Here is a 16,124-nt window from a genome sequence, read left to right as displayed (position 1 = left end):
GGGGGCGAACGCCCCTTCAGCTGGCCTTGCGCTTACCGCCCTGCCCGCCGGATTTCTTCTTCTCATGGGGCTCCCAGCGGCCGTTGCGGTAGTAGGCCTGCCATCCGGTCGCCTTGCCGTCCTTCTCCGAGGCCACATACTGCTCTTTGGTCTTGCGGCTGTAGCGCACCGTGGTCGGGTTACCCTCGGGATCACGCTCCGGGGCATCCAGAATGTAGGCGTACTTGGGATCCAGCTCCGCCGCGTGCGGCTTGATCTCGCTCACCATAGGCGGCCGCGTCTCGCGGTTCTTGGGGAACTGGCTGGCAGCCAGAAAAAGGCCCGAGGCACCATCCCGCAGCACATAGGTGTCGTCCACCTTCTGGCACTGCAGCTCCGGCATGGGGATCGGGTCCATCTTGGGCGGTGCGGGCTCGCCGTTGCGCAGCAGCTTGCGGGTGTTCTTGCACTCCGAATTGGTGCAATCGAAATACTTGCCGAAGCGCCCGCTCTTGAGCTGCATCTCGCTGCCACACTTGTCGCATTCAAGCGTCGGACCCTCGTAACCCTTGATGCGGAAACTGCCGTACTCCAGCTCCTGGCCGTCACAGTCCGGGCTGTTGCCGCACACGTGCAGCTTGCGGGTCTCATCGATGAGGTAGCTGTCCATGGCCGTGCCACATTTCGGGCAGCGGTGTTTCTCGCGCAGCAGGCGGGATTCACCCTCGCCGTCATCATCCTCGTCCGCGCTGACCGCCTCGTCTCCGGGAATCAGGTTGATGGTCTTCTTGCAGCGTTCCTTGGGCGGCAGTGAATAGCCGGAGCAGCCGAGAAAGACCCCTGTGCTGGCCACGCGGATCTGCATGGGCCGACCGCAGTCCGGGCACTCAATCTCCGTATCCGTGGGCGCATTGGTGCGCATGCCACCGTCCTCGAATTCCGCCTGTTCAAGCTGCTTCGAGAAGCGCTCGTAGAACTCATTGAGAACCTGCTTCCAGTCCTCCCTGCCCTCGGCAACCTCGTCCAGCTCCTCCTCCATGCGCGCCGTGAAATCGTAATCCAGCAGATTGGAGAAGGACTCGTTCAGCCGGTCCGTAACAATGTCGCCGAGCTTTTCGGCATAGAATCGCCGGTTCTCCAGACGCACATAACCACGCTCCTGGATCGTCGAGATGATGGAGGCGTAGGTTGAGGGCCGCCCGATGCCGCGCTTTTCCAGCTCCTTGACCAGCGACGCCTCGGTGTAGCGCGGTGTCGGCTTGGTGAAGTGCTGGCTCGGGGTCAGCTCGCTCAGGATCAGGCGGTCGCCTTCCGCGATGTCCGGCAGGACAACGTCCTGATCCTTCTTGCCAGAGGACGGCGCCACCTTCTGGAAACCATCAAACCGGATGATCCGGCCACGGGTCTTGAGCTGGTAATCCCCCGCGACCACGGTCACAGACGTGCTCAGGAACTCGGCGTCGGTCATCTGGCAAGCCACGAACTGGCGCCAGATCAGGTCATAGAGCCGCTCGGCGTCCTTCTCCAGGCCGCTGATGTCCTGGGCCCGGCGCTTGACGTCGGAAGGCCGGATCGCCTCGTGCGCTTCCTGCGCGCCCTCACGGGATGTGTAATAACGGGGCTTCTCGGGCAGGTAATCGTCGCCGAAACTGGCCTGGATATAACCGCGCGCGGACTGGATCGCATCCTGGCTCAGGTTGGTGGAATCCGTCCGCATGTAGGTGATGTAGCCGGCCTCATACAGGCGCTGGGCCAGCGTCATGGTCTTCTTCACGCTGAACCCGAGGCGGTTACTCGCCGCCTGCTGCAGCGTGGAGGTGATGAACGGCGCCGAGGGCCGGGATTTGGTCGGTTTATCCTCACGCTTGGCTACGCGGAACGCCTGCTCATCGTCCGCCAGCGCCCTGAGACGCTCAACGTGCTCATTACTCTGCTGTTCATTGGTGGGCCGGTAGGGCTTGTCACCATACTTTGCCACCTCGAACGGGATGCCCACATTCTTCTGCTCGGGCGGCGTCAGAAGCGTGTCCAGCTCCCAGTATTCCTCCGGTACAAAAGCGCGGATCTCACGCTCGCGCTCAACAATCAGCCGCACCGCCACGGACTGCACACGACCGGCGGAAAGCCCGCGCGCAATCTTGCTCCACAGCAGTGGCGAGACCATATAGCCCACCACACGGTCCAGGAACCGGCGCGCCTGCTGCGCCTCGACCCGATGGGTGTCCACATCCGTGGGTTCGGAAAAGGCCTCCTGGATGGCACGCTTGGTGATCTCGTTGAACACCACACGCCGGTACTTGTCGTCGTTGCCGCCAATGGCCTCCTTCAGGTGCCAGGCGATCGCCTCCCCCTCGCGGTCAAGGTCCGTGGCCAGGTAGACGGCATCGGCGTTATTCGCCAGCCGCTGCAACTCGCTGACCACCTTTTCCTTGCCGGGAAGGATCTCGTAGTGGGCTTCCCAGTCGTTCTCCGGGTCCACCCCCATGCGACGGATCAACTGATCATGAGCCTTCTGCTGCTTGTATCGGGCCTTGGTCTCGGGATCCATCTTGCGCGTCTCCGCCGCCTGGCGGGCACGCTCCTTGGGGTCCGTTTTACGGTTGCCGGAACCACTCACTGGCAGATCGCGGATATGCCCCACGCTGGACTTCACGATGTAGTCATCACCAAGGTACTTGTTGATGGTCTTGGCCTTGGCGGGGGATTCCACGATTACCAGACTTTTACCCATAACGGCGAAATCTTCCTCAGAACAGTGTAGTGACCATGGCACCGGCCATGGACGTGGCGACAATATATAGGGATTGGGTCATGGCGGGTCAAGTGACCCCAAACAAAAAGCCCGGCGCGAGGCCGGGCTTTTGAGGGCTTGGAAGCGGATCAGATCCGCTCGAAGACAGTAGCCGTCCCCTGCCCCAGGCCGACACACATGGTGGCAACACCCAAGGTACCCTCGTTCTGCTGCATGACGTTCAGCAACGTGGTGGAGATGCGGGAACCGGAGCAGCCCAGCGGGTGGCCCAGTGCAATGGCGCCGCCGTGCAGGTTCACCTTCTGGTCCATCTCGTCCAGCAGCTTCAGATCCTTCAGGACCGGCAGGGACTGCCCGGCGAAGGCTTCGTTCAGCTCCCAGAAATCGATGTCCTCGACCTTCAGGCCAGCGCGCTTGAGCGCCTTCTTGGTCGCCGGAACCGGGCCGTAACCCATGATCGCCGGATCCACACCTGCCACAGCGGTCGCACGGACCTTGGCGATGGGCTTCAGGCCCAGCGCCTTGGCCTTCTCGTAGGACATCACCAGCATGCTGGAGGCGCCGTCGGTCAGCTGCGAGGAGGTACCGGCGGTAACCGTGCCATCCTTCGGATCAAACGCCGGCTTGAGCTCGGAAAGGCCTTCCGCCGTGGTATCCGGGCGGATGGTCTCATCCTGCTCGATCAGCTTGCGGTAACCATTCTCGTCGTGACCTTCAACGGGCACGATTTCATTATCGAAACCGCCGTTTTCACGGGCCTGCGCGGCACGCTGGTGCGACCGTGCCCCGAACTCGTCCTGCGCTTCACGGGTAATGCCGTGCATCTTCGCCAGCATTTCCGCGGTCAGGCCCATCATGTTCGAGGCCTTGGCGGAATACTTGGAGGACGCCGGGTTGTGGTCAAAGCCGGATTCCATGGGAATGTGGCCCATGTGCTCCACACCGCCGATCACGAACACCTCGCCATTGCCCGTCTGGACGGCCTGGCTGGCGGTGTGCAGCGCGCTCATGGAAGAACCGCACAGGCGGTTCACGGTCTGTGCCGCCGCTTCGTGGGGGATGCGGGTCATCAGCGACATCTGGCGCGCGATGTTCAGCCCCTGCTCTTTCGTCTGGTTCACGCAGCCCCAGATCACATCCTCAACTTCCTTGGGATCCAGCTTCGGGTTGCGATCGAACAGCGCTTCGACCAGCGCCGCGGACAGGTCCTCGGCGCGCACATTGCGGAAACAGCCATTCTTGGCACGGCCCATCGGCGTCCGCACGCAATCGACTATGACTACGTCTCTTGGATTAAGGCTCATAGATCTTCTCCGTTCGGAAATCTGTTCAACGATCAGCCATGGAACTTCTTGCCGGCCTTGGCCATTTCACGCATGCCATCGGTCGGATGATAGAGCGGACCCAGGTCCTTGTACTTGTCTGCCATCTGGCAGAACGCGTCCAGGCCAATATCGTCGATGTAGCGCAGCGCACCACCACGGAAGGGCGGGAAGCCGATGCCATAGACCAGCCCCATGTCCGCCTCTGCAGCCGTACCCACGATGTTGTCTTCCAGGCACCGCACGGTCTCGATGCACAGCGGGATCATCATGCGCTCAATGATCTCGTCGTCGGTGAACTCCTGGCTGTTGTGGACAACCGGCTTGAGCAGATCGTAAGTGGATTCATCCACAACCTTCTGCTGCTTGCCCTTCTTGTCCAGCTTGTACTGATAGAAACCAACGTCGGACTTCTGCCCCAGCCGATCCTTCTCGAACATCACGTCGATGGCACTCTTGTGCTCATCCTTCATGCGGTCCGGGAAGCCTTCAGCCATCACCTCATTGGCGTGCTTGGCGGTGTCCATGCCGACCACGTCCAGCAGGTAAGCCGGGCCCATGGGCCAGCCGAACTTCTCCATCACCTTGTCGACTTTCTGGAAGTCGGCGCCGTCACGGACCAGGCGCGCGAAGCCGCCGAAGTACGGGAACAGGATCCGGTTGACCAGGAAGCCAGGGCAGTCGTTGACCACGATCGGGCTCTTGCCCATGGCACGGGCGTAGGCGACAGTTGTAGCCACTGCCTTGTCACTGGTCTTCTCGCCACGGATAACCTCAACCAGCGGCATCATGTGAACCGGGTTGAAAAAGTGCATGCCGCAGAAGTTTTCCGGGCGCTTGAGGTTCTTCGCCAGGCGGTCAATGGAGATCGTGGAGGTGTTGGAGGTGAGGATCTTGTCCTCGCCGATCACGTCCTCGGTTTCACGCAGTACCGAATCCTTGACCTTCGGGTTCTCGACCACAGCTTCAACAACCAGGTCCACATCCCCGAAGTCGCCGTAGTTCAGCGTCGGATGGATGTTGTTGAGCACATCACCCATCTGGTCGGCGCTCATCTTGCCCTTGTCGACGCGCTTGCTCAGCTGCTTCTTGGCCTCGTCCAGGCCCAGCTTGATGCCGTCGCGGTTGATGTCCTTCATCATGATGGGCGTGCCCTTGAGCGCGCTCTGGTAGGCAATGCCGCCACCCATGATCCCGGCACCGAGAACGGCGGCCATCTTCACCTGGTTGGCCTGCTTCTCGTAGTCTTTGGCCTTTTTCTTGAGATCCTGGTCGTTCAGGAAGATCTGGACCAGGGAAGCCGCTGTGCTGGTCTTGGCCATCTTGGCGAAGCCTTTCGCCTCGACCTCAACCGCTTTGTCCCGGGTCATGCCGGCATGCTTTTGCATCACCTTGACCGCTTCCACCGGCGACGGATAGTTGGGACCGGACTGGCCGGCGACATAGCCCTTGGAGGTCTCAAACACCATCATGCTTTCCATGGAGTTGAGCTTCAGCTTGCCGGTCTTCTCTTCACGCCGTGCCTTGTAATCCAGCTTGCCGTTGTTGGCCTCCTTCAGCACGTCGATGGCGGCGTCGACCAGCTGGTCGGACTTCACCACAGCATCCACTGCGTGCGCCTTGAGTGCCGTGTCCGCCTTCTGCTCGCCACCCATGCAGATCCATTCGATGGCGTTGTCCGCACCAATCAGGCGGCTGAGGCGCACCGTGCCCCCGAAACCGGGGAAGATGCCGAGCTTGACTTCCGGCAGACCGACTTTCGCCTTCTCGTCCATAACACGGAAGTCGGTGGACAGGCACATCTCGAAACCGCCGCCCAGTGCCTGACCGTTGATCGCCGTCACGGTCGGGAAAGGGAGATCCTCAATGCTGTTGAAGATCCGGTTGGCCTTGAGGTTGTTGTTGACGAGCTCTTCCTCCGGACCCGCAAACAGGTCGGTGAACTCGGTGATGTCCGCGCCCACAATGAACGTGTCCTTGGAACTGGTAACCACCAGCCCCTTGAGCTTTTTCTGCTTTTCGAGGGCCTCGGCCGCTTCGCCGAGTTCCTCGATGGTGAGCTGATTGAATTTATTGACAGACTCACCCTTCAGATCGAAGTCGAGCTGTGCAAAACCGCCTTCGATCTCTTTAACCGTGATGGCTTTACCTTCGTAAATCATCAACTGTTCTCCAGGTTGTGATTGGTACGTCGCTGGCCGTAACGCGATCCAAATTCATACAGTCGTTTGAATCCGGCGCCAACGATGAGAAAAAACCGAGCGTTTGTCAATTTGTTTATGCGCCGCCATCCTACAACATGAACCCCAGATGCGCCCCTCTCTGGATTGGAAGAATGTGAAAGCTTGCTACACTGTGGCCACAATCCTGAACACAGACTACAACGGTGGAGACTAACCCGACATGATGACAGCCATTCTGCGAATCCCGCTGCTGACCACCTTCCTTGCCCTGGCGCTGCTTGCGCTGGGCTCTTCGCCCGCCCACAGCCAGCAGACGGACGGCAGCAGCGAAGCGGAAAACGAGAGCGAGGCCATGGCGGAGCAGCTGCTGGACCGGATCCACCGCTTCCGCCTGAGCAATTTCATGGCACTTAATGACTACTACAACTACAGCATGGACCCGGAGGAGGAACTGATTTCCGAGATCAACGGTAACATGGAACGCTCGGATGCCCTGCTCGGGGAAATCGGCGAGCTGGCCGGGGAATCCCTCACTGGCTCCGAGCTGGAGGATCTGCGCAGTGCCTACACGGCCTTCCAGGACCAGATGGACACCAACATCGAAGACGTGCGCGGCTCCGGCTACCCGGACCTGCGCCTGCTGTCGGACATGGCCAACCAGGCGCAGAACCTGAGCGTGCTGTCAGAGGAGATCTACAACCAGGTAGCCGGCCAGGAAACAACTCCTACCGTCACCGACCTGGAACTGGCCCGGGAAGCGTCCATCACCATGGCTATGATGGTTACGCGCTACTCGGCACGCTCCTCTTCATCCGTGGCGCAGGTGTTCCAGGGCGCCGATTCGGAGCAGTCTCTGGACGATCTGGCCAGGGAGTTCGAGGGCAACCTGGAGGAGCTCCGCAACCGTCTGGGTGACAACCAGGCGATTGATGCCACCCTGTCTGACGTCAACAGCAAATGGCGCTTCATTCGTGGCTCCTACATCGAATATGATGAGAAGAATGTGGCGTTTGTGATCAACCGCTACTCCACCAGCATCATTGAGAATCTGGAGCAGGCCATTGAACGCCTCAAATCAGCCTGAAGGCCCACGGAGGATCCCCTATGAGTGATTACCAACACATCCTGGTTGCCATCGACCTGACCGAAGAAGCACCGGAAGTGCTGCGCAAGGCCAAACACCTGGCGGAGAGCAACTCAGCGACACTGGAGCTTCTGCACGTGGTCGAACCCGTGGGATACGCCTATGGCGGCGATCTGCCGCTGGATCTCAGCGACCTCCAGCAGCAGCTTGAGGACAATGCGCGCAGCAAACTGGATGAGTATGGCGACGAATTCGGGGTCAGCCCCGGGAACCGTCGTGTGGTGGTTGGCCGCCCGGGATCGGAAGTACGCAGGCAGGCGGAGGAGCACGGTTCCGATCTGATCGTGATTGGCAGCCATGGCCGCCATGGTATCCAGCTTCTGCTCGGCTCCACCGCCAACTCCGTGCTGCACGGCTCACCCTGCGACGTGCTGGCGGTGCGCATCGGCGGCTGATATCAGCCGCTGGCCATCTCTTCCAGTTCCACCCATCGCTCCATGGCGGACTCAAGTTCGGACTCCTTGTCGGAGAGTTCGCCAAGGATCTTCTGGACCCTGTCATTCTCCTGTTGATAGAAGCCGGGATCAGACACCTCTTCGTGCAGCTCGGCCACTCTCGCTTCGAGATCCCTGATGCGCTGCGGCAGCTGTTCCAGCTCCAGCTTGTACTTATAGCTCAGCTTATTGCTTCCGGAACCGGAGGCCGGCGCCGCCCGGCTGCTTGAGGACTGGGCTGCACCTCCGCCCGAACCGCTGCGACGCCCATTTCCACCGCTGGAGACAGTCCCCTGCTCCGCCGGGAACTGACCGCCCTCGCGGCGCCAGTCGCTGAAGCCACCAATGGTTTCGTGCACACCGCCACGGCCGTCCAGAAACAGCACACTGCCAGCCACATGGTCCAGAAACTCCCGATCGTGGCTGATCACGATCACGGTGCCCTTGAACTCCACCAGCTGGGCTTCCAGCAACTCGAGTGTGTCCACGTCCAGATCATTTGTGGGCTCGTCGAGAACCAGAATGTTGGCGGGCTGACTGAACAGTTTCGCCAGCAGCAGCCGCGCCCGTTCCCCGCCGGAAAGCATCCGGACCTGGGTCCGTGCCCGTTCCGGCGTGAACAGGAAATCCTGCAGATAGCCCATAACGTGCCGGCTGCGCCCATTCACCTCAACGGTCTCACGCCCCTCGCTGAGGTTCTCGAAGGCGCTCTTTTCCGGATCCAGCTTGCCGCGCAGCTGGTCGAAGTAGGCCACTTCCTGGCGCGTGCCACGGCGGATCTCCCCTTCAGTGGGCTCCAGATCGCCGAGAAGGAGCTTGAGCAGCGTTGTCTTGCCTGAGCCGTTCTCACCGATCACGCCGATCTTGTCGCCGCGCAGCAGCATGAAATCCAGGTTGTGGATCAGTGGCTGGCTCTGATCCCAGGCAAACCCGGCCTGCTGGGCTTCGGCGATCAGCTTGCCGGAACGGCCGGCATCCTCTACCTCGATCTTCGCCTTGCCGGAGCGTTCCCGGCGCTGTCGGCGTTCGGCGCGCATCGCCTCCAGCTCCTTCACGCGACCTTGGTTACGGGTACGGCGGGCCTTCACGCCCTGGCGGATCCAGCGCTCCTCCTGGGCGAGCTTGCGGTCAAACTCGGCGCGCTGGCGCTCCTCATCCGCCAGTGCCTTGTCCTTGGCCTCCAGATACTGGTCATAGTTCCCCGGCCAGGACGTCAGCGCGCCGCGATCCAGCTCGATGATGCGGGTCGCCATGGCACGGATGAAGGCACGGTCGTGACTCACAAAAAGTACTGCCCCCTGGAACTGGCCCAGCGCCCCTTCCAGCCACTGGATTGCGGGCACGTCCAGGTGGTTGGTGGGCTCGTCCAGCAGCAGCAGGTCGGGGTCGGTCACCATCGCCTTGGCCAGCAGCACACGGCGCTGCCAGCCGCCTGAGAGCGTATCCAGGCGCGCGTCGGGGTTGATCCGGTACTGCTCAAGCACCGTGCGGATACGCTGGTCGTAGAGCCAGCCATCCAGCGCCTCGAGCCGCTCCTGGACCTGCTGCATCTGCTTCAGGTCGTCCTCGTTACTGGCGGTCATGGAGAGCTCATTGAACCGCTCCAGAAGACGCCCGGTCTCCGGGAAGGCCTGGGCCACCACCTGATAGGCGGTCAGATCCCGCTTCTCGGGCAGTTCCTGGGGTAGCTCGGCCACCCGCATGCCCTCCGGCACGGAGACATCGCCGGCATCCGGTTCCAGCGCGCCCGTCACCAGCCGCAGCAGTGTGGATTTGCCTTCACCGTTGCGCCCGAGCAGCGCCACGCGCTCGCCGTGCTCAACGCGCAGGTTCGCGCCATCCAGAAGGGGTTGCATGCCAAAAGCGAGCTGGATCGAATCCAGTGTGAGAACGGTACTCATGAATCAGTGTCAGACACCCTGCGCAGATAGTTCTGGACAAGCTCCGCCAGCTCATCGGGGCGGAACTTGGAGAGAAAGTCGTCACAGCCCACACGGTCCACCATGGCCTGGTTGAAGTCCCCGCTCAGCGAGGTGTGCAGGGCCACATGCAGATGCTTAAGCCGTGAATCCTCACGGATCTCGGTGGTCAGGCGGTAGCCGTCCATTTCGGGCATTTCGGCATCGGTGATCACCATCAGCAGCTGGTCGATTTCGCCGTTCTGCGCCATGGTCTGCAGCCGCGCAAGCCCCTCGGCCCCATTGCCCGCTGTTACCACCTCGATCCCGAGCTGCTCGATGGTATCACGCGCCTGGTTCAGCGCCACCGGGGAATCATCCACCACCAGAATCCGCTTACCCTGAGCCGATGCGATGACGTCTTCATCGACCAGCCCTTCGGAAAGCGAGGTTGTGTAGGGCACGATCTCGGACAGTACCTTCTCCACATCAATGATCTCCACCAGCTTTTCCTCATGGCGGGTGATCGCGGTCAGGTAATGCCCTCGCCCTGTGGTTTTCGGCGGTGATTCAATCTCTTCCCAGTTCATGTTCAGGATCCGTTCAACACCACCGATCAGAAACGCCTGGGTTCGGCGGTTATACTCGGTGATGATCAGGCTCGCATCGTCGGCAACCTCCTGGGGCTTCATACCGATTGCCGCCCCGAGGTTGATTACCGGAACCGTGGTACCCCGAAGATGCGTCACACCCTCAACGACTGGATGACGATGGGGAATCGCGGTGAGTTTCGGCATGCGGATGACTTCGCGGACCTTGAACACGTTGATCGCGAACAGCTGGCGACCATGTAGCCGGAAGAGCAGCAATTCCAGCCGGTTGCGCCCAACCAGGCGCGTGCGCTGGTCCACATTATCAAGCAGTCCCGCCATAGATGCCTCCGAAGGGCCAGGAATTCTCCGCACAGTGTAGCTGAGCGACAGAGGAAGGGGGCTGAAAACACAGAAACCCGGCTCTGGGCCGGGCTTCTGAAGGGAATTTGGAGCGGGAAACGAGATTCGAACTCGCGACATCCACCTTGGCAAGGTGGTGCTCTACCAGCTGAGCTATTCCCGCTTTGGATGCCGGGCCTGTGTTGCCCTGAACAACGGCTGTGTATTGTACTCATGCGCAGGCAGGCGTCAATAGATCTTTTCAGATTATCATCCCGCAAGCGGTGTCGCATTGCATTTCGAACTCCCGTTTTGCACCTCTGAAGGAGGATAATGACACCTGCCACTGCCCTGCGGTCACAACCCGCTGTTTTGCCAATCAAAGCCCGGTAATCGGAGAAATGGCATGAAGCGTGCGTCCTGAAGGTACTGGGCAATTATTCATTCACGAAAAGGGAAGGCTCACCATGAAACAGATCCGCCTCGGGTCATCATTCGGCACGGACAACCTTGAAGTCCACACCTGCGACATCCCCACGCCCGGCCATGGCGAGGTGCTGATCCGGGTCAGAGCCGCAGCGCTCAATTACCGCGACTGGGAAGTCATCAATGGCCAGTATCATACCGTTTACGGCCCTGGTCTGGTCCCGCTCTCCGACGGCGCCGGGGAGGTTGTGGAAACAGGTCCGGGGGTAACCGCCTTCGACGCCGGCGACGCCGTTATTGCCAGTTTCTGGCAGGGCTGGCATTCGGGACCATTGGCGGATTCGCTGCACGCGGAGACGCTCGGCGGCCCACTAAACGGCATGCTGGGTGAATACCGGGTACTGCCGCAGCAGGGTCTGGTCAAAGCCCCTCAGCACCTTGATTTCGCCCAGGCAGCCACCCTCCCCTGTGCCGGGGTTACTGCCTGGCAGGCGCTGGTTACTGAAGGCAGTATCCAGGCGGGTGACCGGGTATTGATCCAGGGCACCGGCGGGGTCTCCATGTTTGCCCTCCAGATTGCACGGATGCACGGGGCCCAGGCCATTGTCCTGTCCTCAAGCGAGGCCAAGCTCGCACTGGCCCGCCATCATGGCGCCAAGGCAACCATCAACTATCTCAGCACACCGGACTGGGCCGACGAGGTCATCGCCGTTACCGGTGGCCATGGGGTCGATCATATCCTCGAGGTGGGTGGCCCCGGCACCTTCTCACAGTCACTGTCAGCCCTGGCCGTGGGCGGCCAGATCAATGTGATCGGGTATCTCGGCGGGAAAGAGGGGCAGATCAACCCACTGCAGATCCTTCAGGCCCATGCCCGGGTGCGCGGTATCGCGGCCGGCCCCACCAGCACACTGAAGCAGCTCTGCGACGCCATTGAGCGCACCGGAATGACGCCGGTCATCGATTCCGAGTTCGACTGGATGGCGTATGAGGAAGCCCTGAATCACCTGACGTCAGCACAGCACGTGGGCAAGATTGTGCTGAACGTCTGAGCTATCCGGCCGCCTCATACCAGCTCAGGGTCTTCGGCTCACTCAGGTGATCGCAGAACAGGTGGCCCACGTCCGGCACCGCATAACAGCGATCACCACGCTTCGGCTGGCGGGCGTTGAAGGCGCTGTGGGTGATGCCCACTTCCCACAGTTCCTGGGACTCCCAGCCATCCGGCCTGAGCTCAACGCGCACCTCCGCACCGATCACGTTGATCGCCTCGATCCGGAATGGCAGGTGGGCATCCCGTGACGGCTCCTGCGTCAACCTCACTTCGTGGGGGCGAAGGTAGAGTTCAGCGTCATCGTCATCACAGCTTTCGGGCAGCCTCACCCAGGCGTCTCCCTGGCGCAGCACACCCCCTGAAATCGCACCGGGAAGCGCGTTGACCTGCCCCAGAAAATTGAACACAAAGCGGCTTTCCGGCTGGGAATAGAGCGCCAGCGGCGAATCCACCTGCTCCACTCCCCCCTGGCGCATCACCACCACCTGGTCAGAGAGCTCCAGCGCCTCCTCCTGGTCGTGGGTCACGAATACGCTGGTGAAATGCAGCTCGTCATGCAGGGAACGCAGCCACCGCCGAAGCTCCTTGCGGACCTTGGCATCCAGCGCTCCGAAGGGCTCATCCAGCAGGAGGATCTCCGGGCGCCTGGCCATGGCCCTTGCCAGGGCAATACGCTGCTTCTGGCCACCCGAGAGCTGGGCGGGATAGCGCCCTGCCAGGTGATCGAGCTGAACCATTTCCAGAAGCTCGTGCACCCGCCTGCGGATTTCCCGTTTCGAGGGCCGCTCCCTGCGCGGCAGCACCTTCAGCCCGAAGGCCACATTCTCGGATACGGTCATATGCCGGAAGAGTGCATAGTGCTGGAAGACGAAGCCCACGCGCCGCTCACGCACATGCAGGCCGGTCACGTCCTCGCCGCTGAACAGGATGCGCCCCCGGTCGGGGTTCTCGAGCCCGGCAATGCTGCGCAGCAGCGTGGTCTTGCCGGAGCCGGAGGGCCCCAGCAGCGCCGTGAGCTGACCGTCTGGAATCGTCAGGTCGATGTCGCGCAGCGCCTGGAACTGCCCGAAAGACTTGTTGATCCCGTCGATTTCGATCGTCATCAGAACTCCTCAGACCCGACTCTGACGCCATTCCGCAATGGTTTTGACGGCCAGCGTGATCAGTGCGATGCCAGCCAGAAGCGACGCCGCGGTGAACGCCCCCACAATGTTTTGATCCTGGTACAGCAGCTCAACGTGCAGCGGCAGTGTGTTGGTCTCGCCACGGATGCTGCCGGAGACCACGGACACCGCGCCGAACTCGCCCACGGCCCGGGCATTGGTGAGAATCACCCCGTAGAGCAGCGCCCAGCGGATGTTGGGCAGCGTGACGCGCCGGAACAGCTGCCAGCCGCTGGCGCCCAGTACCACGGCGGCCTCCTCCTCGTCCCGGCCCTGCTGCTGCATCAGTGGGATCAGTTCCCGGGCCACGAAGGGGCAGGTCACGAAAACCGTTACCATCACGATGCCGGGCCAGGCGAACATCAGTTCCACGTCGTACTGACCGAGCCACTGCCCTGCCCAGCCATTGCTGCCATAGAGCAGCAGATAAAGCAGACCGGCGACCACCGGTGACACGGCAAAGGGAATGTCGATCAGTGTTGCAAGCAGCCGGCGCCCGGGGAAGCTGAAGCGCGTTACCAGCCATGCCAGGAAGACCCCGAAAACGGTGTTCAGCGGCACGGTCAGCAGCGCCACAAACAGGGTCAGACCGATGGCATGCAGGGTGTATTCATCCAGGATGTTGCCGATGTAGCCGGCCCAGCCCTGGGCAAGTGCCTGGGTAAAGATCACCACCAGCGGCATGAACAGAAACAGGACGGTCAGGACCACGGCCAGCCCGATCAGGGTGCGGCGAATCACAGGTCCATCGCCGACGCGATGAGGTTTCGAACTCATCCCCGGCCTCCGTGAAGACGCTTCAGGTAACGGCCCTGCCAGACGTTGATGGCCAGCAGCAACAGCAGCGACGCACCCATCACAACCGAGGCGATGGCGCTGGCCGCCGCGAAGTCATACTCCTCCAGGCGCACGAAGATCATCAGACTGATCACCTCGCTCACATAGGGCGAGTTGCCGGCAATGAACACAACGGCCCCGTACTCACCGAGGCTGCGCGCAAACGACAGCCCGCCCCCGGTCACCAGTGCTGGCCACAGAACCGGAAAAAGAATGCGGCGGAACACGGTCCAGTCGGAAGCACCAAGGCTGACCGCCGCCTCCTCGTCCTCAGGCGGCAGTTCCTCCAGCACCGGCTGAACCGTGCGTACTACAAAGGGCACGCTGGTAAAGGCCATCGCTACCACAATCCCCAGCGGGGTATAGGCAACCTCGATGCCGAACTCCGCGAGGAAGCGCCCGTACCAGCCGTTCTCCGAGAAAAGGGTCGCCAGGGTAATACCCGCCACCGCCGTCGGCAGCGCGAATGGCAGGTCCATGATGGCATCCAGCAGGCGCTTGCCGGGGAATTCGTAGCGCACCAGCACCCAGGCCATCAGCAGACCGAAGACACAGTTAAACAGTGAGGCCGCCAGAGCCGCCAGAACCGTGACCTTATAGGAGGCCACCACGCGCGGGTCCGTCACGACAAACCAGAACTTCTCCCAGCCCATGCCCGCGGTGTGGATCACCAGCCCGGATATCGGCAGCAGCAGCACAAGACTGATGAAGAACAGCGTAACGCCGAGGCTCAGGCCGAACCCCGGCAGCACACGTCTGGAAACGGGTACCCCCGCGCGCCGCGGACGTACCGATTGGTCGGTGTCAGCCATGGATCAGACGGATACTCCTAGCGGCGCTGAAGCTGGTCCAGCTTGCCGCCACTGGAGAAATGCGTCTCCATGGCGCTCTCCCAGTCACCGGCAATCTCCTGGATGGGCATCAGCTTCACCTCCGGAAACTGATCCGCCACGTCCTCTTTCACGGCCTCGTTGTGCACCCGGTAGTTGAAGCCGGCGAGCATGCGCTGGGCCTCTTCGGAGTAGAGGTGTTCCAGGTAGGCTTTGGCGACTTTCTCATTGCCCTTCTTCTCGATGTTCTCATCGATCCAGGCAACCGGGAACTCGGCCAGGAAGCTCACCTCGGGAACCACAACCTGAAGATTCTCCTCCGGGTTGAGTTCCGGGATGTTCATTGCCTCGGACTCGAACGTCATCAGCACATCCCCCAGACCACGCTCGACGAAGGTGGTGGTGGCACTGCGGCCACCGGAGTCGAACACCTTCACATGGCCCAGAAGGTCACTCATGAAGCCATCGATCCGCTCCTGGTCATCCCCGAATTCATTCTGGGCATACCCCAGGGCGGCCAGATAGGAGTAGCGGCCGTTGCCGGAGGTCTTGGGATTCGGCATGATCAGTTCCACATCCTCACGCACCAGATCATCCCAGTTCTCAATGTTTTTCGGATTCCCCTCGCGCACCACGAACGCCATGGTCGAGTAGTAGGGCGAGCTGTTGTTGGGCAGCCGTGATGCCCAGTCTTCCGGGATCAGATTGCCACGCTCAGCAAGAATGTTCACGTCAGTGACCTGGTTGTAGGTCACCACATCCGCATCCATGCCCTGCAGAATCGAACGGGCCTGCTTGGACGAACCGGAATGCGACTGTTTGATATTGATCGTCTCACCGGTTTTCTCTTCCCAGTGCTCGGCGAAGAGCTTGTTGTACTCAGCAAAGAGTTCACGGGCGATGTCATAGGAGGAGTTCAGGAGCTCCCGGTCCTGTGCGGAGGCGGGGCCGGCCAGCAGAAGAGCAAACGCCAGCACACTGAACCAGAGCCCCATGCGGGCCTTCAGGGTCACTACGGAAACATTGGGCATCGTCGGAAAACTCCCGGTCGGTCCTGAAAAGGATATTCACAAAACGTATATAGAGCGGCTTGAATCAGCGCGCAAAGAATAAGTGACAGCGCATCAATCAACAATGGGCTGCATAGACGATTTTTGATTTTCTTTGAAA

At 61.1% G+C, this 16,124-nt stretch carries 12 protein-coding genes, 1 tRNA gene and 2 pseudogenes; 3 read left to right on the top strand and 12 right to left on the bottom strand.

All coding sequences use genetic code 11. The features are described 5' to 3' along the window. Positions 1–16: 16 nt before the first annotated feature. The 3 genes from topA to fadB all read right to left on the bottom strand — a co-directional run bounded on the left by topA (position 17) and on the right by fadB (position 6,215). Complete coding sequence (gene topA / locus H4I92_RS14210) at positions 17–2,710, bottom strand: type I DNA topoisomerase (RefSeq protein WP_077531203.1); 2,694 nt, start codon at positions 2,708–2,710, stop codon at positions 17–19. A 149-nt stretch (positions 2,711–2,859) separates the two neighbouring features. Then, on the bottom strand, positions 2,860–4,035 hold the full coding sequence (gene fadA / locus H4I92_RS14205; RefSeq protein WP_077531202.1) for an acetyl-CoA C-acyltransferase FadA: 1,176 nt from the start codon (positions 4,033–4,035) through the stop codon (positions 2,860–2,862). Positions 4,036–4,067: 32 nt separating this feature from the next. Further along, on the bottom strand, positions 4,068–6,215 hold the full coding sequence (gene fadB, locus H4I92_RS14200; protein ID WP_077531201.1) for a fatty acid oxidation complex subunit alpha FadB: 2,148 nt from the start codon (positions 6,213–6,215) through the stop codon (positions 4,068–4,070). 241 nt (positions 6,216–6,456) lie between these two features. Here fadB and H4I92_RS14195 point away from each other — a divergent pair, with 241 nt between their 5' ends. Continuing rightward, entirely contained in the window at positions 6,457–7,320 is an 864-nt protein-coding gene (locus H4I92_RS14195; RefSeq protein WP_077531200.1) for a hypothetical protein, read from the top strand. Between the two features lie 20 nt (positions 7,321–7,340). Next, positions 7,341–7,775, top strand: a complete 435-nt coding sequence (locus H4I92_RS14190; protein WP_077531199.1) for a universal stress protein — start codon at positions 7,341–7,343, stop codon at positions 7,773–7,775. Positions 7,776–7,777: 2 nt separating this feature from the next. Here H4I92_RS14190 and H4I92_RS17210 read toward each other — a convergent pair whose 3' ends face one another. From H4I92_RS17210 to H4I92_RS14175, 5 genes and pseudogenes are all read right to left on the bottom strand, one after another. Beyond that, positions 7,778–8,173, bottom strand: coding sequence for a hypothetical protein (locus H4I92_RS17210; protein WP_422821991.1), 396 nt, complete (start codon positions 8,171–8,173; stop codon positions 7,778–7,780). Between the two features lie 150 nt (positions 8,174–8,323). Next, a pseudogene (locus H4I92_RS17205) lies at positions 8,324–8,851 on the bottom strand (ATP-binding cassette domain-containing protein); the annotation flags it as partial. Further along, positions 8,837–9,670, bottom strand: a pseudogene (locus H4I92_RS17200) (ABC-F family ATP-binding cassette domain-containing protein); the annotation flags it as partial. The pseudogenes H4I92_RS17200 and H4I92_RS17205, both read right to left, overlap by 15 nt. 41 nt (positions 9,671–9,711) lie before the next feature. After that, positions 9,712–10,644, bottom strand: a complete 933-nt coding sequence (locus H4I92_RS14180) for a chemotaxis protein (RefSeq protein WP_077531198.1) — start codon at positions 10,642–10,644, stop codon at positions 9,712–9,714. Between the two features lie 108 nt (positions 10,645–10,752). Beyond that, positions 10,753–10,828, bottom strand: a tRNA-Gly gene (locus H4I92_RS14175). Positions 10,829–11,111: 283 nt separating this feature from the next. Here H4I92_RS14175 and H4I92_RS14170 point away from each other — a divergent pair. Further along, on the top strand, positions 11,112–12,122 hold the full coding sequence (locus H4I92_RS14170; RefSeq protein WP_077531197.1) for a zinc-dependent alcohol dehydrogenase family protein: 1,011 nt from the start codon (positions 11,112–11,114) through the stop codon (positions 12,120–12,122). Position 12,123: 1 nt separating this feature from the next. Here the strand turns inward: H4I92_RS14170 and H4I92_RS14165 are convergent, their stop codons facing one another. From H4I92_RS14165 to cysP, 4 genes are read right to left on the bottom strand one after another with little or no spacing between them, the layout of a single operon-like run. Beyond that, positions 12,124–13,227 (bottom strand): sulfate/molybdate ABC transporter ATP-binding protein, encoded by a 1,104-nt coding sequence (locus tag H4I92_RS14165; protein WP_077531196.1) that lies wholly within the window; start codon positions 13,225–13,227, stop codon positions 12,124–12,126. Positions 13,228–13,236: 9 nt separating this feature from the next. Then, the gene (gene cysW, locus H4I92_RS14160) at positions 13,237–14,064 is read right to left on the bottom strand and encodes a sulfate ABC transporter permease subunit CysW (protein ID WP_077531195.1); all 828 of its coding nucleotides are present in this window, start codon (positions 14,062–14,064) and stop codon (positions 13,237–13,239) included. Beyond that, a complete protein-coding gene (gene cysT / locus H4I92_RS14155; RefSeq protein ID WP_077531194.1) occupies positions 14,061–14,936 on the bottom strand; it encodes a sulfate/thiosulfate ABC transporter permease CysT in 876 nt (291 codons plus the stop codon). Before cysT ends, cysW begins: the two co-directional genes overlap by 4 nt. Before the next feature lie 17 nt (positions 14,937–14,953). Beyond that, positions 14,954–15,985, bottom strand: a complete 1,032-nt coding sequence (gene cysP / locus H4I92_RS14150) for a thiosulfate ABC transporter substrate-binding protein CysP (protein ID WP_077531193.1) — start codon at positions 15,983–15,985, stop codon at positions 14,954–14,956. Positions 15,986–16,124: the final 139 nt, after the last annotated feature.

Origin of the sequence: Vreelandella halophila (assembly GCF_019903425.1) — a bacterium.
Taxonomy (GTDB): Bacteria; Pseudomonadota; Gammaproteobacteria; order Pseudomonadales; family Oleiphilaceae; genus Halospina; species Halospina halophila.
The sequence above is the reverse complement of the archived record's forward strand: the minus strand, read 5'-3'. Positions and strand labels throughout refer to the sequence as shown.

What these genes read in the sequence shown, in the direction of transcription:
- H4I92_RS14190 (WP_077531199.1), top strand. Translation starts at nt 7,341, where the DNA reads ATGAGTGATTACCAACACATCCTGGTTGCCATCGACCTGACCGAAGAA.
- H4I92_RS14170 (WP_077531197.1), top strand. Translation starts at nt 11,112, where the DNA reads ATGAAACAGATCCGCCTCGGGTCATCATTCGGCACGGACAACCTTGAA.
- fadA (WP_077531202.1), bottom strand. Translation starts at nt 4,035, where the DNA reads ATGAGCCTTAATCCAAGAGACGTAGTCATAGTCGATTGCGTGCGGACG.
- cysP (WP_077531193.1), bottom strand. Translation starts at nt 15,985, where the DNA reads ATGCCCAATGTTTCCGTAGTGACCCTGAAGGCCCGCATGGGGCTCTGG.
- H4I92_RS14165 (WP_077531196.1), bottom strand. Translation starts at nt 13,227, where the DNA reads ATGACGATCGAAATCGACGGGATCAACAAGTCTTTCGGGCAGTTCCAG.
- fadB (WP_077531201.1), bottom strand. Translation starts at nt 6,215, where the DNA reads ATGATTTACGAAGGTAAAGCCATCACGGTTAAAGAGATCGAAGGCGGT.
- cysW (WP_077531195.1), bottom strand. Translation starts at nt 14,064, where the DNA reads ATGAGTTCGAAACCTCATCGCGTCGGCGATGGACCTGTGATTCGCCGC.
- cysT (WP_077531194.1), bottom strand. Translation starts at nt 14,936, where the DNA reads ATGGCTGACACCGACCAATCGGTACGTCCGCGGCGCGCGGGGGTACCC.
- H4I92_RS14195 (WP_077531200.1), top strand. Translation starts at nt 6,457, where the DNA reads ATGATGACAGCCATTCTGCGAATCCCGCTGCTGACCACCTTCCTTGCC.
- topA (WP_077531203.1), bottom strand. Translation starts at nt 2,710, where the DNA reads ATGGGTAAAAGTCTGGTAATCGTGGAATCCCCCGCCAAGGCCAAGACC.
- H4I92_RS14180 (WP_077531198.1), bottom strand. Translation starts at nt 10,644, where the DNA reads ATGGCGGGACTGCTTGATAATGTGGACCAGCGCACGCGCCTGGTTGGG.